Annotated in this window: 21 protein-coding genes; 4 read left to right on the forward strand and 17 right to left on the reverse strand. The window is 61.6% G+C overall.

Features of this window, described 5'->3' with window-relative positions; all coding sequences use genetic code 11:
* Positions 1-30 precede the first annotated feature (30 nt).
* Positions 31-474, forward strand: a complete 444-nt coding sequence (locus tag J3P93_RS24265) for a TadE/TadG family type IV pilus assembly protein (protein ID WP_203420602.1) — start codon at positions 31-33, stop codon at positions 472-474.
* Entirely contained in the window at positions 471-3,224 is a 2,754-nt protein-coding gene (locus J3P93_RS24270; RefSeq protein ID WP_434592692.1) for an ATP-binding protein, read from the forward strand. The genes J3P93_RS24265 and J3P93_RS24270 overlap by 4 nt, the downstream gene beginning before the upstream one ends.
* Here the strand turns inward: J3P93_RS24270 and J3P93_RS24275 are convergent.
* The 5 genes from J3P93_RS24275 to J3P93_RS24295 all read right to left on the reverse strand — a co-directional run bounded on the left by J3P93_RS24275 (position 3,221) and on the right by J3P93_RS24295 (position 7,730).
* Complete coding sequence (locus J3P93_RS24275) at positions 3,221-5,218, reverse strand: pilus assembly protein TadG-related protein (protein WP_434592695.1); 1,998 nt, start codon at positions 5,216-5,218, stop codon at positions 3,221-3,223. The genes J3P93_RS24270 and J3P93_RS24275 overlap by 4 nt on opposite strands.
* Before the next feature lie 231 nt (positions 5,219-5,449).
* The gene (locus J3P93_RS24280) at positions 5,450-6,007 is read right to left on the reverse strand and encodes a DUF4136 domain-containing protein (RefSeq protein WP_434592698.1); all 558 of its coding nucleotides are present in this window, start codon (positions 6,005-6,007) and stop codon (positions 5,450-5,452) included.
* Positions 6,008-6,060: 53 nt separating this feature from the next.
* Complete coding sequence (locus J3P93_RS24285) at positions 6,061-6,666, reverse strand: DUF4136 domain-containing protein (protein ID WP_434592701.1); 606 nt, start codon at positions 6,664-6,666, stop codon at positions 6,061-6,063.
* Between the two features lie 12 nt (positions 6,667-6,678).
* Positions 6,679-7,428: a methyltransferase gene (locus J3P93_RS24290; protein WP_434592704.1), complete on the reverse strand. Its 750-nt coding sequence runs from the start codon at positions 7,426-7,428 to the stop codon at positions 6,679-6,681.
* A complete protein-coding gene (locus tag J3P93_RS24295) occupies positions 7,428-7,730 on the reverse strand; it encodes a MazG-like family protein (protein WP_203420596.1) in 303 nt (100 codons plus the stop codon). Before J3P93_RS24295 ends, J3P93_RS24290 begins: the two co-directional genes overlap by 1 nt.
* Positions 7,731-7,972: 242 nt before the next feature.
* Between J3P93_RS24295 and J3P93_RS24300 the strand changes: the two genes are divergently transcribed.
* A complete protein-coding gene (locus tag J3P93_RS24300) occupies positions 7,973-8,266 on the forward strand; it encodes a hypothetical protein (protein ID WP_093105111.1) in 294 nt (97 codons plus the stop codon).
* Positions 8,267-8,559: 293 nt separating this feature from the next.
* Positions 8,560-9,909, forward strand: coding sequence for an MATE family efflux transporter (locus tag J3P93_RS24305; protein WP_434592707.1), 1,350 nt, complete (start codon positions 8,560-8,562; stop codon positions 9,907-9,909).
* Here the strand turns inward: J3P93_RS24305 and J3P93_RS24310 are convergent.
* The 12 genes from J3P93_RS24310 to J3P93_RS24365 form a co-directional block, all read right to left on the reverse strand.
* On the reverse strand, positions 9,903-10,778 hold the full coding sequence (locus J3P93_RS24310; RefSeq protein ID WP_434592710.1) for an alpha/beta hydrolase: 876 nt from the start codon (positions 10,776-10,778) through the stop codon (positions 9,903-9,905). The genes J3P93_RS24305 and J3P93_RS24310 overlap by 7 nt on opposite strands.
* 17 nt (positions 10,779-10,795) lie before the next feature.
* Positions 10,796-11,584: a DUF4123 domain-containing protein gene (locus tag J3P93_RS24315; protein ID WP_434592712.1), complete on the reverse strand. Its 789-nt coding sequence runs from the start codon at positions 11,582-11,584 to the stop codon at positions 10,796-10,798.
* Positions 11,581-12,930, reverse strand: coding sequence for a type VI secretion system Vgr family protein (locus tag J3P93_RS24320; protein ID WP_434592715.1), 1,350 nt, complete (start codon positions 12,928-12,930; stop codon positions 11,581-11,583). Before J3P93_RS24320 ends, J3P93_RS24315 begins: the two co-directional genes overlap by 4 nt.
* 233 nt (positions 12,931-13,163) lie before the next feature.
* On the reverse strand, positions 13,164-15,077 hold the full coding sequence (speA, locus tag J3P93_RS24325) for an arginine decarboxylase (protein WP_434592718.1): 1,914 nt from the start codon (positions 15,075-15,077) through the stop codon (positions 13,164-13,166).
* A gap of 219 nt (positions 15,078-15,296) precedes the next feature.
* Positions 15,297-15,668, reverse strand: coding sequence for a translation initiation factor Sui1 (locus J3P93_RS24330; protein ID WP_434592721.1), 372 nt, complete (start codon positions 15,666-15,668; stop codon positions 15,297-15,299).
* A gap of 187 nt (positions 15,669-15,855) precedes the next feature.
* Positions 15,856-16,413, reverse strand: coding sequence for an NUDIX hydrolase (locus J3P93_RS24335; protein WP_434592723.1), 558 nt, complete (start codon positions 16,411-16,413; stop codon positions 15,856-15,858).
* A 3-nt stretch (positions 16,414-16,416) separates the two neighbouring features.
* Complete coding sequence (locus J3P93_RS24340) at positions 16,417-17,484, reverse strand: DUF2333 family protein (protein WP_203420587.1); 1,068 nt, start codon at positions 17,482-17,484, stop codon at positions 16,417-16,419.
* A 139-nt stretch (positions 17,485-17,623) separates the two neighbouring features.
* Positions 17,624-18,073 (reverse strand): hypothetical protein, encoded by a 450-nt coding sequence (locus J3P93_RS24345; RefSeq protein ID WP_434592726.1) that lies wholly within the window; start codon positions 18,071-18,073, stop codon positions 17,624-17,626.
* Between the two features lie 20 nt (positions 18,074-18,093).
* The gene (locus J3P93_RS24350) at positions 18,094-18,600 is read right to left on the reverse strand and encodes an Hcp family type VI secretion system effector (RefSeq protein ID WP_434592729.1); all 507 of its coding nucleotides are present in this window, start codon (positions 18,598-18,600) and stop codon (positions 18,094-18,096) included.
* The gene (locus tag J3P93_RS24355) at positions 18,579-19,112 is read right to left on the reverse strand and encodes a hypothetical protein (RefSeq protein ID WP_434592732.1); all 534 of its coding nucleotides are present in this window, start codon (positions 19,110-19,112) and stop codon (positions 18,579-18,581) included. Before J3P93_RS24355 ends, J3P93_RS24350 begins: the two co-directional genes overlap by 22 nt.
* Complete coding sequence (locus tag J3P93_RS24360; protein WP_434592735.1) at positions 19,109-19,294, reverse strand: hypothetical protein; 186 nt, start codon at positions 19,292-19,294, stop codon at positions 19,109-19,111. The genes J3P93_RS24355 and J3P93_RS24360 overlap by 4 nt, the downstream gene beginning before the upstream one ends.
* Positions 19,291-20,442, reverse strand: a complete 1,152-nt coding sequence (locus J3P93_RS24365) for a DUF2515 family protein (protein WP_434592738.1) — start codon at positions 20,440-20,442, stop codon at positions 19,291-19,293. The genes J3P93_RS24360 and J3P93_RS24365 overlap by 4 nt, the downstream gene beginning before the upstream one ends.
* Positions 20,443-20,563: the final 121 nt, after the last annotated feature.

Here is a 20,563-nt window from a genome sequence, read left to right on the forward strand (position 1 = left end):
TACGCAGTGACAGTCAGGGTAGACGCACTCATGAAATACGCCTTCCGGAAGTCGCAAACAGGTGCGGTGGCGATCGAATTCGCCTTGGTGTTCATCATCTTTTTTGCGGTGTTTTACGGTCTGGTCAGCTACAGCCTGCCGCTGGTGATGATGCAGTCGTTCAATCAGGCCACGGCCGAAGCGGTCCGCCGAAGTGTCGCGGTTGATCCGAACACGCCCAACTATTCAACCGTGGTGATCAACACCGCGAATGCGACGCTGACCCAGCAATTGTCGTGGATTCCGCCGGTGTTCAACTTGGTGGTCGGCGTTGATACCAGCACCCAATACAGCGGAACCGGTCTGCTGACGGTGCAAGTGAGTTACCCGGTCAGCAAGCTCAATCAGGTCATGCCGGTTCTGCTGTTGCCGGGTATCGGCCCGGTCCCCAGCCTGCCCAGCCATCTGACCGCCACCTCGAGCCTGCAATTTTGACCTCGGGCGACAAGCTCTTCGGGCGCTTGCTCAAACGCAGCACATTCGCCGCCCACGAATTGCCCGACCGGCTCGGCTCGCCCGCCAGTGGTTTGCATCTGTACCTCAACGACGACAGTGGCGTGGTGCAAATGGCCGGGCCGCTGCGGCATCTGCTCGCGCAGCACAAACCTCACGACAAGCCCTTGCCGCTAAGCACTTATGTGCAAGCGCACAGCACGCTGGCGATCGAAGGCCGCCCCAGGGAGTGGCAAGGCCTGTTGCTCGATCTGGATTTTTCCGGCCTCGGCAAGCAGACCTTGCACCTGCGCGGCTGGGTGCAGCCGCTGGGCGAAGGCTGGTTGCTGCAGTTGATCGATATCGGCGACTTGTTGCTTGAACGCCAGCAAGCGCGTCAGCGCGACGCCTGCCAATCGATCGCCGCGCAAATCAGCGAGCAGGTGCGTGCCTGCAGCCAGACACGCTTGCCGGAAGTCGTCGGCGAGCGACTGCAAGTGATCGCGCAACGTTGGCACATTCCCTGTGTGGCGCTGGCCTTGCTCGATGACGAGCAACAAGGCTGGCAGGTGTATCGACAGTATCGTGCTCACGATGCACCGAACCTCTGGGACGACGGCCAGCGTCTCGGCACACCGCTCGATAGCCTCAGCAGCGCCGCGCCGCAGCGGATCGGCGGGCAGCCGGGATTCGATGAGCATTCGCGGGTGCAGGCGCTGTTCGGCAATGCCGAAGGCTTCGCCGTGCCGTACAGCGATGAACGTGGCGTGGTCGCCTGGCTGCTTTGCGCTTTTTACCCTGTCGACACCGCCGCGCCGCACCTCAGCGAGCGCGACTGGACCGCGCTGCTCAGCGCCCTCGCCGGCCCCTTGCTGGGACGTCTGCGCGAACACCAGCATCAGCTGCAACTGGAGCGCGTCGAAGCCTTGCAAACCCTGCTGGGCAGCGGCTGGTGGGAAATTTACGCCGAGCGCCAGCGCGTGCAACTGGCCCCCTCGCTGGCCGCTGCGTTGCAACTGGACACTGGCGAACCAGTCCTTGAAGACTGGCTGGCGCAGATTCACCCGGCCGACCGCGACGAGTTGCGCAGCCGCCTGCACGCCTTGCAGCATCACGGCGAGGCCCTAACGCTCTCGGTGCGTCTGGCCGGCCGCGAGCCTGCGCAGCCCGCAACCTGGTACCGAGTGCAAGGCCAGGCTACCGGCAGCGGCGCAAACCGGCGGCTGGTCGGGTTCATGCTCGACATCAGCGATACCCAGAACCAGCAACAACGCGCCGCCGCCGCACACGCACGGCTGGACAACCTGATCGCCAGTTCGCCTGCGGTGATTTACGTTCAGCAATACCGCGAGGGTGCGCTGATTCCGACTTTTTTCAGCGCCAGCCTGCAACCGCTGCTCGGCTGGAGCCTGGCCGATTGCAGCGATGGTGCGCTGATCGAGATGATCCATCCTGACGATCGCAATTTGTATTTTGACCGTACGCGTCAGCTGCTGCGCGAAGGTGCGGTGCGTGGGCGTTATCGCCTGCGTGATCGTCACGGCAGTTATCACTGGCTGCTCGACGAAGCCAGATTGCTGCGCGATGACCTTGGCCTGCCGGTCGAAGCCGTGGGGTTGTGGCTCGACGTCACCGAAGCGACGCTGGCCGCCGAGCGGGTGAAAAACAGTGAAGAGCGTTATCGGATTCTGGTTGAGGACTCGCCGGCAATGATCTGCCGCTATCGACCTGACTTGATTCTGACCTTCGGCAACCGCCCGTTGGCGACGTATCTGGAATGCGCGCCGCAGGCACTGCCGGGGGTTGATCTGGGCAGCTGGATGTCTGACGAGCAGCGCGGCGCGTTCATTGAACGGCTCGCCGCGCTGACCCCGGAACAACCGGTAAGCACCGCGGAAATCAGCCTGCAACTGCCCGGCCGCGAAAACGCCTGGTGGGTCTGGTCCGATCGCGGCGTGTTCGATGAACAGGGTCGTTTGATCGAAGTGCAAGCGGTGGGCCGCGACAACACCGAGCTGCGCCGCTCGCAGCAGCAGCTCACGCAAAGCGCGAAAATGGCCACCCTCGGCGAAATGGCCACCGGCCTGGCCCATGAAATCAACCAGCCGCTGAACGTGATGCGCATGGCCATCGTCAACGTGCTCAAACGCCTGGGCAACGGTGACGTACAGATCGACTACCTCACCGACAAGCTCAACCGCATCGACGCACAGGTCCAGCGCGCGGCAAAAGTGGTCGATCACATGCGCGTGTTCGGTCGGCGTTCGGAAATCGAGCAACAACTGTTCAACCCCGCCTATGCCATCGAAGGCACGTTGTCGCTGCTGGCCGAAGGCATGCGCGGCAAAGGCGTGGACCTGCGCATCAGCGAGACCGCGTTCGAAGTTCAGGTGCGCGGCTACGTCGATCAGCTGGAGCAAGTGCTGATCAACCTGATGGTCAACGCGCGCGACGCATTGCTGAGCCGACGCGAGCGAGACTCGACGTTCAAGCCGTGGATCTCGATGTATGTCGAACGTGATGAACAGCATGTACGGTTGTGGGTCGAGGACAACGGCGGCGGCATCGATGCGCGTTTGCTCGAACGCATTTTCGAACCGTTTTTCACCACCAAGCCAATCGGCGTCGGCACCGGGCTGGGGCTGTCGGTGAGCTACGGCATCATCGACAACATGGGCGGCCGCTTGAGCGTGCGCAACTCGGTGGAGGGCGCGCGGTTCTGCATCGAATTGCCGATTGCCAGCGACGCCTAGATCACCAGATAGGCCTTGCCGGTCTGGCCGCAGGTCATGTTGGCGCCGACCTTGACGTCCATGAGGTTGATGCCCAGGCCTTTGAGCAGGCTGTTGAGCAACGGGTCGAGCAATGGGCTGATGGTGCTGGTCACGACTGGTAACAAACGGTTGGTGACATCACTGATCAACGAAGCGACGCCGCTGACGATCGCGCCCAGCGGATTGCTGCCCACGGGTTGGTAGACGATCAGATTGATCCCCGCCAGCGAATTCGACAGGCTGGAGACGATGTTGCTGGTCGGCACAGCGGAGAGCACGCTTGGTGGCAGTTTCAGGTTGGCCGGGGTGGCGAACGGCGTGGTGCTGGAGAACACCAGGTCTTGCGAGTTCTGCGCGACGCTGGTGTCGAGCTTGATGCCGATGCCCCCTGCGCCGAACGGAACATGAGTGGCGGGATTACAGCTGCCGAGCAAGAGGATCTTGTGGCAGGTGACGATGCCCAGATCGATCAACGGCAAGGGCGCGACTGTCGGTTGGGCGGCAGAAGAGAACGCATTGATCGGGTCGATCTTGCCGAGCTTGAGATCGGCCAGCGAAGTGACGGTATGCGCGGTCAGGCTCTTGGTGCCGCTGGTGCCGGTCGGGCAGCTGTAATCGGTCACGTAACTTTTCGCGCCGCCGGCGTCGAGGCTGATGTCGATCCGTGGCGATGGCAGCAATTGCGGGTCAAGCTGCTCGCAACCGGCGCCCAGCAGACACAGCGCTGAATTGAGCGTGCCAACCAGATCCAGACTCAGCAGCGCGTTGAGTGTCGGGGTCAATCCGCCAACGAGTCCCAGTACCGCATTGGTCAGTCCAGTCACCCCGGACAACACCGGAAGATTCACCGAAAGCACCGTACGCACCTGCGCCGTGCGCACATAAATCCGGTCTGCCCCAAGCGGGTCGACCTTGGCTCGCGCCGGATCACCAATCGCGGAAAACTGTGGCGGCTCGATCACCTTGACCCGCACTGTGACATTCGCCAGCCCCAGCACGCTGACCGGCAACGTCGCCGCCACCGCGCTCTTGCTGTTGGCCAATTGCACCACGCCTTGAATCAGTTGCAGCAGTTGCAGATTGGCATCCAGCCCCGCCGCCGTGGTGCCGGTCTGCAATTGCAGGATGTCGCCGAGTCTGACCGGTGCCGCGTTGATCGCCGCGACTTGAAGCTGACCCAGTGCGGTGGTCACCTGAGCCGTCGCGCCGCCGAGTTGCACCACCGTCGCCGCCGCCTGAATCAGCTGCGTGACGCTGGTTTGAGTATTGAGCAATTGCGTGTAATGACCGGCCGCAACATTAAGGTTGATCGCCAACTGATCGAGGTATTTCAACAGGTTGATATCGGTGTTGAGCAAGCCCTGCCAACCCAGCGCGGTGAGGTTGACGTTACCGCCCAGCAGGCCGGAAAACAGCGGGTTGAGAATGTTCGATTGCGCCGTATCGATCGTCGCCAGGTTACTGCGGATATTCAGTTGGGCCACCGTCGGCTGCGGCTTGGCAGCCACTGCAGAGGCATTCAGCGTGGTGTTCAGGCTGACCGGGGTTGCGCTGAACAACGCCTGCACGCCACCGGCGAAACTGCTGGTAACGGTGCGGCTGGCCGCGACTTTCACCGCGACCGCTTGGGTGGCGTCCACGCTGAAAGTACGCAGCCCGCTCGTCGCCGTGAGCAGGGTGCCGCAGGTCGTGACGAGGGTGTTGCTGGCGTCGACGATGTAGCCATTGCGCAGCGCGCTTTGCCCGGCGTAATTGGCGGCGCTCAGGCCCGGCAGGCAAGTGCCGCCACGGCCGACCGCTTCAAGCGCAGCGTTGTCGACCACGCGCTGCAACTTGCGTTGCTCCATATACAAGCGGCCGCTGTCGACCACCAGCAACAGCATGACCACTGCCAGGCTGAGCGTGGCCGCCGCCATCAACCCGATCGCCCCGCGCTGCCGGGCCGGGCCGTTGAATCGCGAACGAGGTGACATGGCGCACTCCTTTGCCGTGACCTCCTGTGGGTGTTGGTGAGTGTAGACGGGGCTGGGGGCTGTGCACTTTGCGCTGCGCCATAAAACACTGTGGGAGCCAGCCTGCTGGCGATGGCGGTGGGTCTGACACATCGCCGCAGGATGTGCCGCCGTCATCGCCAGCAGGCTGGCTCCCACAGGGGAAATGGGTGCGCCAGTAAAAAGGGAGCTCGATGGCTCCCTTTTTACAGATCAACGCGGCGGATAGTTGCTCAGGATCCGCGTCACGGTTTCACGAATCGCACTGCTGCGGTCTTCCGGGTTTGGCCGGCTGGCGAGCATCTGCTCGTCGCTGCCGCGCCACACCAGTTTGCCATCGGTGCCGTCGAGCAGATCGACCTGGATGGTCGCGACCTTGTAGGTGATGTTGCGCGTTTCGTTGTACATCGGCGCGCCCCAATAGCCGTTCCACGGGCCACCCCAACCGCCGCCATAGTTGGTTGTCACTTGTTGCTGACGATCCTCGACGATCAGGTAGGTCTGCACATTCAAGTCCGCCTTGGCCCCCGCAGATGCCGGGCGCAAACCGCGCTGATCGAGTTGATCCGCCACGGCCTGACGGATGCGTTGCTCGGTGAGATCGCTCTTGATTCGCGGATCGTCAGGGCGATATTGCAGGGCGGGGTCTTTCCAGCTCCAGCTGCGATAGGCGGCGAAGTCGCGACTGGCATCGAAATCGTGATTGACCTGGTTAGCCGCACAAGCACTGAGCAGTGCGACCATGGCCAGTAAAGCGAGACGGCGGAACATGATATTTCTCCAGTTGAAGACATGAACCTGCAGGAATTGCGACGGCTGCGAAGCTAACCCGGAGGATACGCCGCCAAGGCCTTTTCCACAGCCTCGCGGATCGCATCGCTGCGCTCGATCTGATTGCCGGTGGCGGCGGTTTCGGCGCTGGCACTCCATACAGGCTGACCGTTGCCGGCGTCGAACAGATCAACCTGAACCACCACAACCTGCTCTTGATACGTGCGCACGATCGGCACGCTGTTGTACATGCCGTAGCCGCGCCCGTAGCGATCGTAGCCGCCGTACCCACCGTAACCATAGTCGTCGCGGACCTGACGCAAGCGGGTTTCCATGCGCAGGCTGGCGCTGACCAGCACATCCGCCGGGCGGTTGTCGCGCAACGGGCGCAGACCGCGTTGATCCAGAGCATTGCTGACCGCTTCGGCAACTTGCGCCGAATCCGCCCACACCGTGCCCGGCGGCATCTGGCCGTCGAGCCAGGCCCAACTGCGGTAGCGTGCGTAATCACGCGGCGGCGCCGGATAGGCACTGCGATCAAAGGTGGCGGCTTGCGGTGGTGCCGGCGGCAATGGCCGCGATTGCGCCACGTAGGGGTTGCTGCCCTGACAGGCGGCCAACCCCAGACACATGAGCAACAACCCGGATTGAGCTTTCATGACGCGCTCCGATCAGATCGGCCGGCAGATCCAGTGCAAGTACCGCCCAAGCCCGGCGAAGCTTGGGTGACGGCGGTGAGCGAGCTCCATCTCGAGCAAATCCGCAAGGTCGGCGCGGGCCTGGAATTCCACCGGCATGTAATCGTGAAAAACCCGCACGCCACTTTGGCTTTCGACCTGCCACAGTCCGTCGAGTTGCGTTGCCAATTCGCGCGGATCGAGCGGCTGCTGCGGGGTCAGGCTTTGTTTTTCGCCAGCCATGACGTTCTTGCGCATCTTCTTGAAATGGCCTTTTAGCAGGTTGCGGTAGATCAGCGCGTCGCGATTGTAGAACGCTAGCGACAACCAGCCGCGGGGCCGGGTCAGTTGATGCAGCACCGGCAGAATGGCGTGAGGCTCGGCCAGCCATTCGAGCACGGCGTGGCAGATCACCAGATCGAACGGTTCGCTGAGCTGGTCGGGCAGCGCTTGCCACGGTGCCTGAATGAACGTGGCGTGCTGCCCGGCATCGGCGAAACGCTGGCGGGCGCCTTCGAGCATCGGCTCGGCCGGCTCGGTAAACGTGACGTCGTGCCCGCGTTCGGCCAGCCACAGCGACATATGGCCAAGCCCGCCACCGATGTCGAGCACCCGCAACGGACGGTCGGGCAGCGCTTCGGCCAGATCGGCCTGCAGCACAGCGAGGCGAATCGCGCCTTTGGCACCGCCGTAAATTTTTTCAGCGAAACGCGTCGCCAACTGATCGAAATGCCGGTCACCCATCAACTGAACCGCCGTTCGCTGTCGGCGAGCTTGGCGCGCACGACTTCATTCATGTCCAACCCCAGCTCGCTGCACAGCAGTAACAAGTACAGGACGATATCGCCGACTTCCTGCCCGGCGTGGGCAAGCTGGTCGGCGGGCAACTGGCGCGACTGGTCTTCGGTCAGCCACTGGAAGATTTCCACCAGCTCGGACATCTCGACGCTGGCAGCCATCGCCAGGTTCTTCGGGCTGTGAAATTGTCGCCAGTCATTGCGGTCGCGAATGGCGTGCAGGCGTTCGGTCAGTTCAACAAGGTTCATCGGGCTCTCCTGAAGGCGTATAGCTTCGGGGGGATAACGGCTGAAGGCAAGCGCGGCGCTCTTGATCTTTGTAGGAGTGAGCCTGCTCGCGATGGCGTCGTGTCATTGAAATTGATTTGCCTGACACGACGCCATCGCGAGCAGGCTCACTCCTACAGGATTGTGGTAAACCTTCTATGATGCAGGGAACTCGGCCACTACCGGTGTGGCCCAAGGCTCAGCTCTTTCATCAGGACGCACACATGCAGGTAGAAAGCTTTTTCGAATGGCTCGGGCAGGTGCTCGGTTCGGTAATCCGCTTCATCGTCGATGGGCTCAGCGGCCTGTTCAACCTGTTGAGCAATGCCGGTGGCAACTTCGTCGAGGGACTTTCCCGCACGCTGGGGATGGACACTTCAATCATCAGCATCATCGCGCTGATCGTCGGCTTGATGCTGTTGTGGTCGGCGATTCGCGCGTTCATGAACGCGTCGATCATTGCCGGGATCATCTGGCTGTTGCTGGGGTTGTGGTTGCTCAGCTGGATTATTCATTGAGAACACAAAACCCTGTGGGAGCCAGCCTTCTGGCGATAGCGGTGGGCCAGTCACCAATGACTCACCTGGACTGACGCCTTCGCGAGCGGGCTCGCTCCCACTGGTATCGCGGTGGACGCAAGCTCCACGGCACACGCAAATCCACTGTGGGAGCCAGCCTGCTGGCGATAGCGGTGGGTCAGTCACCAATGACTCGCCTGAACTGACGCCTTCGGGAGCGGGCTCGCTTCCACAGGGGATCGCATTTCAGGTCTCATGAATCGCTACAATGACGGCTCCCCAAAGGAGCCTGCATGTCCACTCTGATTGCCGACTGGCGCGACCGCCTGACCCACCGCAAGGTCTGGGCGCTTGCCGCGCCGATGATTCTGTCCAATATTTCCGTGCCGCTGGTGGCGCTGGTCGACAGCACTGTCATCGGCCATTTGCCGCACGCTCACCAACTGGGCGCGGTGGCGGTGGGCGCCAGCCTTTATACGTTTCTGGCCTGGGCCATGGGCTTTCTGCGCATGGGCACCACCGGGTTTGCCGCGCAGGCCGCCGGGCGCAGCGATGGCGCGGCGTTACGGCAAATCCTGTTGCAGGGGTTGCTGTTGGCGATGGGCCTGGCGCTGCTGCTTGGCACGTTGGGCGTGCCATTGAGCGGGGTCGCGCTGCATTTCATGCAACCTTCTGCGGAGCTGGAGCAACTCACTCGCGAATTTTTCCATACGCGGCTGTTCGGCCTGCCCGCAGCGCTCGCCAGTTATGCACTGGTCGGCTGGTTCCTCGGTACGCAGAATGCGCGGGCGCCGCTGGCGATTTTGCTGAGCACCAATTTGATCAACATCGTCCTCAACCTGTGGTTTGTAATGGGCCTGGATTGGGGCGTGGTCGGCTCGGCGCGGGCCTCGGTGATCGCCGAATGGAGCGGCGCCCTGCTCGGCCTGCTGCTGACGCGCAAGGGGTTGAGCGCGTATCCGGGGCATATCGTCTGGGCCACTTTGAAACGCTGGCATAGCTGGCGCCCACTGCTGGCGGTCAACCGCGACATCTTCATTCGCAGCCTGGCGCTGCAATCGGTGTTTTTCATGATCACTGTGCAAGGCGCGCGACTGGGCGATGCGACCGTGGCGGCCAATGCGCTGCTGCTCAACGGCTTGCTGCTGACCGCTCATGCGCTCGACGGCCTCGCCCATGCCGTCGAAGCGTTGTGCGGCCACGCCATCGGCGCCCGCGACCGCCTCGCCCTGCGCCGCTCGCTGGTGGTCGCCGGGGGCTGGTCGCTGATCGCCAGCCTTGGTTTTGCCGTGCTGTTTCTGCTCGATGGGCACCTGTTCATCGAGATGCAGACCGACATTCAGAGCGTGCGCGACACCGCGTTCATCTACCTGCCGTACCTCGCCGTGCTGCCGCTGATTGCGGTGTGGAGCTATTTGCTCGACGGCTTGTTCATCGGTGCGACCCGTGCGCGGGAAATGCGCAACGGCATGCTGATCACGGTTGTGCTGCTTGTGCCGTTCGCTTGGGCGTTACAGGGTCTGGGCAATCACGGGCTGTGGATATCTTTCCTGCTGTTCATGGTGCTGCGCAGCCTCACCCTCGGCGCGCAGGGCTGGTGGCTCAAGCGCAACGATGGCTGGTTCAACGGCGGCGTTCACTGAGTCGGCGTGTGCCGGATGAAGCCGACCACCTGATCGAGCACCGGCGCCAGGCGCCGCAACGGCCGTGACAGGCTCGCGACCAAAGTGATGTGGCTGGGGCGCGCGTAATACAAGTCCTGCACCGGAACATCGGCGGCACGCAGCTTGTCGGCGAGGCCGCCGGTATTGCGCGTCGGGTTGACCAGGTCGTCTTGACTGGCTGCGATCAGCAGCGAAGGCGGCGCACCGTGGCTGACATGGTTGATCGGCTGCGACTGCGGCGGTGAGTCCGGCCAGAAGAACACCGGGCGCACCGCCGGGTTCTCGATCGGCAGAAAATCATACGGCCCGGCCAGTCCGATCCAGCCGCGCAAGTCCTCGGGCGACAGGCCCACCGCCGCCAGCCATTCGCCGTCCAGCGCGAGCATCGCCGCGTTGTAGGCGCCCGAGCTATGCCCCATCAGATAAAGGTTTTGCGGGTTGCCGGAAAATTTATCGATATGCGTACGCGTCCACGCCACGGCGCGCGCCCCGTCCTGCAGAAACAGCGGATAACGCACCTGTGGGTACAAACGGTAATCCGCCACCACCGCGACGATGCCTCTCGATGCCAGCGCTTCGCCGACAAAAGCGTAGTCACTCCGTGAGCCGCTGTTCCAGCTGCCACCGTAGAAAAACACCACCACCGGCGCATCCGGCAACGGCGTATGCGGCACATACACATCGAGCTTCTGCCGCGGGTCGTCGCCATAAGCGATACCCACAGTTTTGCTGTAGGTGCTGTCCGGCGTCAGTGCATTGAGCACTTGCACCGGTGAACATGCGCATAGCGCCAGCAGCCACAGGCTGCCGAGCAACACGCCAAACCCTTGCCGCAATACACCTGCCATCTGCGCCGAACCTCGTCTCAGGGCTGATCGCCGCGCCACTGACGTCGCACATGGTCAAGCCGTTGTTGCTGGGTCAGCCCCACCGGCGGTGGCACCAGCACGGCACGTGGATGCAACAAGCGTAGCCACAACCAGCCATCGAGCACGCTGCGGTCGCTGAAGCCCAGCGCCAGGCCTTGCTGGACATGGGAGGCCATGGTGGCGTATTCGGTTCCCAGCGATTGGCTCCAGCGCCAGATGTGCTGTTCGAGCAGGCAGGTTTGCAGGCGCTCGCGCTGGCGCCGGGTCAGGTTTTCTTCGATGTTCAGTGGCTCGACGGCCAGCCCCGGGTTGCGCAACTGTTGCCAGCCCTGGCTGCCGATTGCCCGGTCGGCCCAGGTGCCGCCGAACCAGCGCAACTGGCGGATCGGCCCGAGCCAGCGGCTCAGTTCGGCAGCATCGCAGGCATCAAAAAAATAGCTCGCGGTCTGCCGGTTGTAATAGCTGAGCAAGGCGCGATGGCTGAGGCCGAACGACACGGTGAGCATGCGCTGCAAATGGCCAAGCAGGTGTTGCGCCGATGCCTCGCTGGTGAGCAACAGCCCGCGCCAGGTATTCGGGTCGCGATGACACAATGCGGTCAGGGCCGGGCATTCGCTCAGATCGATCAGCAGCGGCCCGTGCGCACTGACCGGTTCGAACTCGGTGCCGTCGAACAGACTGAACCGGCGCACGGCGCTGAACGCCTGGCGCAACACTGGCAAGGCCTGCGGGGCATCCAGACTGTCGAGCAACAGCCACTGCGTCTGGGGCTGGGCGCCCGTCATGTTGCGCCGCTCTGTTCAAGCGCCGTGACCAGCCGACAACTGCACACCGCCTGCGCACAGTGGCTGAAACTGCCGCCGCCGGGGATCAGGCACAGCAACAGCAAGGGCTCAGCGCTCGCCAGCAATTGCAGCAGCCCATGACTTTCCAGGCTGTCGGGCAGCGGCGGTGGGTCAGCGTCATCCTCAACCGCAGCGAGCGAAGGCTGCAGCACACCGCTGATCATCGGTTGATCCGGGTCGCCCTCGAAGAAGCTCACCACCACTTCGACGCCATCGTCCAGCGCCGCCATGGACGACTGCGCCAGCGAGGGTGCCAGTGGCAGCCAACAGTGGCTCGGCGCAGCGCCTTCGCCCTGATAGAGCCAGTCGAACTGCACCGCCACCGGCCGCTGATGATCGGGCTGCGGCTCATCGACCGTCACCACCCAGGCCCGTTGCAGGCTGTGCATGCGCACGCGTGAAGTTGTGCTGAGTACTGGGTTCGGCAACTGCACCGCGCCGAATACGCGATTGGTGTAAGGCGGTTCGAGGGCAGGATCGGCGCGATGCTCAATGCGCGTCAATAACCATTGGCGATTGCATTCGGCGAAGGGATGGCCGGCCAGACGCAGCCAATGCCCACTGCGCAACGCGGCCAGGTCGCTATGACCCTCGGCGTGCTCCACGGTTTGCAGCCCTGACGGTCCGGACTGCAACGCCTTGTGCAATCGCCATTGGCGCAGTGCCGGTGCAGCGTGCTGCTCGTCGTCTTCACACTGATACCGCGCTGCACCGGCCAGTGGCATCTGCGCCGGGTCATCGGTGAACACCAGACAATGCCGGTCGTGCAGGTGCTCGAAGTAATAGTGGATTTGCGCCTGCGCGCACATACGCTGCAGCAGTTGCAGATCCGATTCGCGGTATTGCGTGCAGAACGTGCGGGTCGGGTAGTCGCGGCGCAGTTCGAAGCGGCGCTGGTTGCCGACGATGCCGTGTTCCCTGAGCACTTGTTCGAGGATCTGCGGCACCGATCGGCCACTGAAGATGCGCTGACTCAGGCGCAGCGCCAGACAGGCGAGTTTCGGCCCCAGCCGGACCCGACTCAAGCGCAGGCCGGGGTCATGCTCATGCTGGACAAGACTTTGCAATTGCCCGTGCACGCCCTCCCCCGACGGCCCGAAACAGAGGAAAGCCGAACGATGAAGCAGGCCGGCGAGGTCAAGATGGGGATCGTCGATCAGGACATCGATCTCGAATGCAAAGGCTTCGCTGAGGGCTTCGCTACCGGTAAAGGCCAGGACTTCGAAAGGGTCGGACAGGCCCGCTACATCGAGACGAAACGACGACTCGTTGACTGGATCGAACATGGGCGGATCTCTACAGGAGGGGCGGCCGGGGATTCTCGCCGAGAGCCATGGCCGAGTAGAGAGCTGAAGTACAACTTAGGAAATGACCTACGCGAAAAGCAGACCGGATGACTTTGCTGGCCTGGACCGGCAAGCATTTCGCGCAGATTTTGGGAGACATCCCACCGGATCATCCGAATTTTCCGCAGCTTGCGGGAAAGTTTCAGACAACCCGGTGTGATCGCCACCTGGCCTCAGGAAGACAGGTAGGAGGAGCGAGTCAGCCCCAGACGCAAGGCATCAAGAAATTGCGTGCGCTCGCTGGCGCTGATGCGTGCACTGGCGCACTTGTCGCGGTAATGCGTCATCAGCTCTTCCGGCGACAAGTGCACGTAACGCAGCATGTCTTCGATAGTGTCGTGGGTCTCGATGCCGGCGTGGTACACGCTGCCATCGGCGTTCTGGTAGATGTTCACCGAATCGGTGTCACCGAACAGGTTGTGCATGTCGCCGAGGATTTCCTGATAGGCGCCGACCAGGAACACGCCCAGCAGGTAATCTTCGCCTTCATTCAACGCATGCACCGGCAGACTGGTTTCGATGCTCTGCTCGTCGACGTACTGGTTGATCTTGCCGTCGGAGTCACAGGTCAGGTCCTGCAATACCGCACGGCGCAGCGGCTCTTCGTCGAGACGGTGCAGCGGGATGATCGGCAGCACCTGATCGATCGCCCAGGTATCGGGCAGGCTCTGGAACACCGAGAAGTTGCAGATGTACTTGTCGGCCAGCTTATCGTTGAGTTCGTCGAGCACCTGACGGTGCGAACGCTGACGCGCTTTCAGCGAATTGTGCAGACGGCGGCACACGGCAAAGTAGCACTGCTCGGCCAGGGCTTTTTCCGCCAGGGTCAGCTTGCCGTCGGCGTACTGCGCAGCGACGTCGCTCATGTAGTGAGTGGCGCGCCAGTAGGTTTCGGTGACCATCTCGATGTCGGTCGGACCGAGCAGATCGACCAGCCATTGCACGGTTTCCGGCAGGCTGTCCTTGTTCTCGATCAGCGGGATTTCGTCGTTGTGCTTCTCGACGTCGGTCACCTGTACCACCAGCATCGCGTGGTGCGCGGTCAGCGAGCGGCCGCTTTCGGAGAAGATGTGCGGATGCGGCAGGCTCTGCGCGTCGCAGAACTCCTTGAGCATGCCGACCACGACACCGGCGTAATCGTCCATGTCGTAGTTGATCGAGCTGGCATTGCGCGAGTGGGTACCGTCGTAATCGACACCCAGACCACCGCCGACGTCGATGTGATCGACCGGCAGACCGAGGTTGCGCAACTCGCCGTAATAACGGATCGCTTCCTTGAAGCCGTGCTGGTAGTCAGCGAGGTTGGCGATCTGCGAACCCATGTGGAAGTGCAGCAGGCGAATGCCCTGATCCAGCCCGGCGCCACGGAAACGCTCGACCACCGACAGCAACTGTGCCGCCGAGAGACCAAACTTGGATTTCTCGCCACCGGTGTCCGCCCACTTCGAGGAGGCCAGCGACGACAGACGCACGCGCAAGCCGACCTGCGGCTTGACCTTCAGCGACGCGGCTTCTTCAATGACCAGGCCGACTTCGGATTCTTTCTCGATGACGATGAATACGTTGTGGCCGAGCTTCTGGCCCATCAGCGCCAAGCGGATGAACTCACGGTCCTTGTAACCGTTGCAGACGATGGTGCCGCCCTTCGGCGCCAGCGCCAGTACCGCCAGCAGTTCGGGCTTGGAGCCGGCTTCCAGGCCGATGGAAACGTTCTGGGTGGCGATGATGTTCTCGATCACCGCTTCCTGCTGGTTGACCTTGATCGGGTACAGCGCGGTGTACTTGCTCTGGTATTCCAGGCGCTCGATGTTCGAATCGAAAGCGCCGGTCAACTGACGGACGCGGTCTTGCAGTATGTCGGGGAAACGTACCAGCAACGGCAAGGACAAACCGCTCTTGCGCAGTTGGTCGACTTGCTCGAACAGGTCGATGGGCGAGCTGCTCGGGCCGTTCGGACGAACTTCGACGCGACCGGCGTCATTGATCGCGAAATACCCGGCCCCCCAATGGCGGATCCCGTAAACACTGCGGCTGTCCGCAACTGTCCATTGGCTGCCATCGTCTTTGCGTGTGCGTCGTACGGACATCGAAGTCCCCTATAAAGAAGTCATAGTGCGTCGCCTGTGTTCAGGCCGGCGCAGTCTAAAGAAAGAAAATGACGGTTCGTCAGTGCGGCGGTAGACCGCACTGACTGCGTGGAGTTTAGAAACCGGTCATGAACAGGCTCTGTGAAAACCATGGCGACGATGTCAATTCTGCAACGTTGCAGAACCGGATCAAGCCGCCGGTGGGTTTCACAGAGGCTGCTAGCCGCCGGACTTCTTCGCCTTGAAACCGTGCTTGATCAGCTCCGCCAGAAGCAGCTCGACGTGATCGCCCTGGATTTCGATGACGCCGTCCTTCAGCGCCCCTCCGGTGCCGCAACGTTTTTTCAGCGTTGTCGCCAACTCTTTGAGGGCGTCTTCGGCCAACGGCACGCCGGTGATGGTGGTCACCGTCTTGCCGCCGCGGCCCTTGCTTTCGCGACGCACGCGGGCAATGCCGTCACCGGCCGGGATCACGGTTTGTTTGCAGATACAGGCGTCCACCGGTTGACTGCAATCGGGGCAATGACGACCTGCGTCGGTAGAAAATACCAGGCCGCCCAGGGCGGCTAAGGATGCGGCTTTTTTGGCCACCGGCAATCCTCTCGGGAGGACAAAGACTGATCGCGACCTTGGGCAAGGTCGGCGACCGCGAAGCCCCACTCAGGCAGGGGCAGCGCTACTGCAGCGAACGCTTATGCAAAAGCACTCGGCACAGCTTGAAAAGGTCGCGCAGTGTAACGGCAAAAAACGCGATTGCTAAGTGCCAATCGGCGCCAATTCATGTGTTCTTTGCGACGTCGCTTTGCTGCGCCTTGAGATAGCGCTTCAGAGCGGCCAAAGAGTCCGGGCAATAAGGCTTCTGCTCGATTTCCTGCATGACTTGCTCGACGGGGATAAAGCGTGCTTCGAGCACTTCTTCCGGCTGCAATTGCAGCGGTCCGTCCCAGACAGCGGAAAACGCCGAACACCACAGCCGGTTGCCGGTGTCTTCGAAGTAGAAGTGGTCGTGAGCGGTGAGTTCGACACCGCTGACGCCCAGCTCTTCGGCCAGCTCGCGCGCCGCCGACTCGGCATAGCTTTCATCCGCCTGGACCATGCCGCCCGCGGCCACGTCCCAATATCCGGGATAGATCGCCTTGCTCAACGTGCGCCGGTGCACACACAACTCACCGGCAGAATTGAACAGCATGATGTAAGTGCCACGACCGATCAGCCCGCGCTCGCGCAAATCGGAGCGCACCAGGGCGCCGAGCAGGTTGTCGTGCTCGTCGACCCAGGCGATCTGTTCAGCATCGGAAGCGGCGCGATGGGCTGCCTCCCTGGCGTTGTGGCTCATTGATCAGCCCTGATTGAGCAGTTGACGCAAATCGATTACCGCGGCGTTGGCCCGGGAAATATAGTTGGCCATCACCAGCGAATGGTTGGCCAGCACGCCGAAGCCGCTGCCATTGAGAATCATAGGACTCCATACCGGTTCCTGCGAGGCTTCCAGCTCGCGAATGATCTGACGCACGCTGACCGTCGCGTTCTTCTTCGCCAGCACATCGGCAAAATCGACCTCGATCGCGCGCAGCAAGTGCGACAGCGCCCAGGCCTGACCGCGCGCCTCGTAGAACACGTTGTCGATCTGCATCCACGGTGTCTCGACGACTTCCTCGTCAACCTGCGGCACTTCGCCAACGGCGGGCACTTCGGTTTTCAGCGCGGTATTGAGTTTGACCCGGCCAACACTGGCCGACAGCCGTTGCGACAGCGAACCGAGACGGGTGCCGACATCGCCCAGCCAGTTATTGAGGTTGTCGGCGCGCGCGTAGAACAGCGCGTTTTTCTGATTCGGGTCGGACAGGCGCGACTGATAGCGGCTCAGGGAATTGATGCCTTCCTGGTATTCCGACTCGCTGGACGGCAGCACCCAGCTTTTATTGTCGAAGTTGAAGCGCGGTTCGGCCTTGGCCAGATCGGCGTCTTCGGCCGACTGCGATTGCGAACGGGCAAAATCCTTGCGCAGCGCTCGGGTCAGGTCACGCACCTGCACCAGCACGCCGTATTCCCAGCTCGGCGTGTTGTCCATCCACAGGCCCGGCGGGAAGCGGTCGTTGGAAATGTAGCCGCCCGGCTTGTCGAGCAAGGTGCCGGCGACGGTCTTCAGGGTTTCCACCGTGGTGTAGCCGACGACCATTTGCTTGCCTTCTTTCTCGGCCGCGACCTGGGCGTTTTGCGCCACCGGAAACAGCGCCGGCTCCTGGCTCCAGTACCAGCCAAGACCAATGGTCACCAGCAGATAAAGGCCGACCAGTGTGGCTAGCGCGCGGCTGAACAACAGCCCGCCGACGTAGCTGCGGGTGGCCGACTTGGGCTCGGCGGCACGTTCAGGCGCACTGCCCGCGCGGTTTTTCCAGTCCAGCATGGCGATATCCTTTCAATCACTTGGGTTCAACGGTTCGACCACAACCATACAACAACGTGCCTTGGCCGGGCACGCGCTATCAGGGCGCTGGCGCAAAACAAGCGCAGGGTGTCGCGAACGAAAGGATAGACGCAGCGATTCAGGCGTTGAAAATCCGCAGCGACAGCTGCGCCTGTTCGCTGATAAACAGATGTGCAATGCCTAGACCATCGGTTCGGCGCTGACTGGGTGTGCCGTCGACCGTGGCGATGCAGGCCTGCGCAGGCAACGGTTCGCCGGTCACGCTGTCGACCAGACGAAAGAGCCGCGGGGTGCGCGTGGGCTGCTCGGGAGGATTATCCATCAGATCGAGCACGGCCTGTTCAAACGCCGCTTCGGCGCCTCGCCAGTAGCCATAGTCGGCCTCGGCTTTGATCAGGCACCATTCGCCCTGTCTGATCTGCGCCAGGACTTCGCTGTCCAGATTGATCATCAAGCCCGCGCGCAGTTGATCCAGCCCTTCGAGCGATTGCCGCCCGTCCAGAACACTTGCCACCTGCTCCAGCGCCTCCTCCACGGGGCAGACATGCTGGAGCTCGTCATCGGTCAAGCTGAACTCACGGACCAGCCTCACCGCTGTCCTTCACCTTGCCACTCGTCCGAACCCATCGTCCGGCTGATTTCGTGGCGCCAATAGATGCGGCGGTAGCTGAAGTGGACTTTCTCAAGTTGCGTGAGGTGCGACGTGCCGCGGTCGAGGCAGTGCGGCATCAATATTTCGCTGCCGACGACCACCGCGTCCTCCAGCTCCAGCGTATAGAAATGCTCCTGCACGCCGCCGGCCGACGTGCGATAAAACTCCACGCGACATTCGCTCAACAACTCTCCACTCGACAGCGCCATATTCAGCAAGGGCGATGCCTTGTCGAGGGTTTTAGTGATGATCAATGGTCTGTGCATCCGCCGCCCGGCGCCCTGGTCCTTGGGTATGTACATGCCATGGCTGAGGGCCTGAACCATGATCTTGTCTTCGCGTCCGCTCTGGTAGCCGTTACCGACAGACGCTTCGGTGAAAGCGCCGGCCGTGATCAGGCCCTGGCGGCTACCGTGGATGGTCATGAAGGCTGGGATGGGCATGGGATCGCTCCTTTTTCGGGTAGAGGTGGGGGGAAGTGATGGGATTCGAGACGGCGATCTTCGATTTCGTCGAAAGGAATCCAGGGCTCCGCCACGGCGAGAGTGATGAGGTAGCGCTCCTGATCGAGGTGCCTTGAATCTCTAAAGCGCGCAAGAATCAGCATTGCCTGGTATTTGTCGCCGGCCTGCCAGAATGACACCCCTGGAAGCACTCCTTGTCTGACGTATGCGCGCCACTCAGGGGTGTCCGCGATTGTCGGGTCACCCTGCGTACCCATCGGTTTCCAGCCTTTTGCGCACCATTGGGTCTGCAGATCGACAATTACCTTCATGGCGTCATCTATGAGCAAAGGCTCGATTTGCGGAGACATGCGAAGGTCGTCGACCACGTTGTCATCGAAACCGACTGATAAAAAACGGGCGAGAGGTGTCTCGAATCCAAACTGCGAATCAATAAAGCGCAGACGAGCGTCGGACTTGGGACTACCTGCCCAGATGTGACCACGAATCAATGGGTGAAACGGGTTGTTGAACGCTCCATCATGCTTTCATACGTGCCGCCGATTTCCACGACGATCACCGGATCGTTCCACAACGGCCGCAGAGCTTGACGAGCAGCAACCAGCAACAAAACGAAACCAAGCACAAGCAACGCCCAATATCGCCAGCGTAGATGAGAGAAGCGCAACTTCATGCCCCTACCGCCATTGCCGCAATTTCTCGAATGGACTGCGCCAGTGCGCCTTGATTGTCGTCGTTGAGCATTTCATCAAAGCGTGTCGCCGCCCGAAGCACAAATTCCATTCGCTGATCGATATCAGACAGATCCGCCAGTGGATGGCTGTTGAAGTCGATTGTGCGGCCATCATCGACGCGGCGGCATTGACTGGTCAGGGTCAATTCGATGGCTTGAGCGACGCCAGACGGAAAGTCGGTGACATAAGCGAAATGATTGCCCCGCAAAAGCGCAACCAGTTGGAAGTTTTCGTAAATGGTTGGCTGAAGAATGTTGCGCTGCTCATGTCTCGCCAAATGCTCCACGCTTTCGGCGATGTTCCCCGCTTCCATAGCTTCAAAGGCTTTTTCGATTTCAGCATGCTCACGACCGAAAACAAGTGTTTCATCACCCACCGGCCAAAGCACCGGCCACTTCGCATGACCGAAAATCTTTCGCCTTTGGCGAAGACACTTCTTCAACTCTTTCAAACCCCGCACCGCATAAAACTGATGCAACGGATAAACATCCAGGAACAGCGTGGTGTTGCCCATCGCCATCATTTCGTACACATGCTGGAACTGTTGCTGGACTATCGACTGTTCTTCGCCAGGCCCCCGAACATCCACGGCAGCAAGCGGATTGCGCGCCCGGGCCTGTTGATACTCGCCCAACGCAGCGGCCTGTTCCGGCATCTTGCCTGGAGTCAGCAATCCGGCTTCGCTGCGGCTATCGCGCAGACGCTGCCGCGCTTCATGTTCCTCGCGGATGCTTTCGATACTCTGCGCCGCATGCAGCAAGCCGCAGCCAACCTGCTTCGAAGCGAACGCGGCCAGGCCCGCCCATTGAAAACGTGGCTCGTGCAGCCACAACCGAGCATAGGCCGCGTTGATCGCCCGATTGCGCGCGACCGGATCGGCAATCAACACGCCGTTCGGAGCGACGATTTTTTCGGCCTCGCGCTGGTAGCAACGCCAGAGACATTGGCAGGTCAGCACCGGCACCTCTGTCACCTGCACCCGCTCGCCATACAACAACTCTTCGCCGCAGGCGCAGTCGTCGATGGGCGTGATGCTGTGATTGAGGCGCTGTGAATCACTGGCGAGTTCGTTGAAACATTGGCTCATGGACGATGGACGGCAGCTAGGGGAATCCCTGAACCGTACCAGCCAATCTGGTCGGTGAAAGCGCGTGGAAGAAAAATCAGAAACAGCTGTCAGACGCCACCCTTCAAGGCCGCTGAAATGT

It is taken from the genome of Pseudomonas sp. R3-57 (genome assembly GCF_051132065.1).
In the GTDB taxonomy this organism is placed as follows: Bacteria; Pseudomonadota; Gammaproteobacteria; order Pseudomonadales; family Pseudomonadaceae; genus Aquipseudomonas.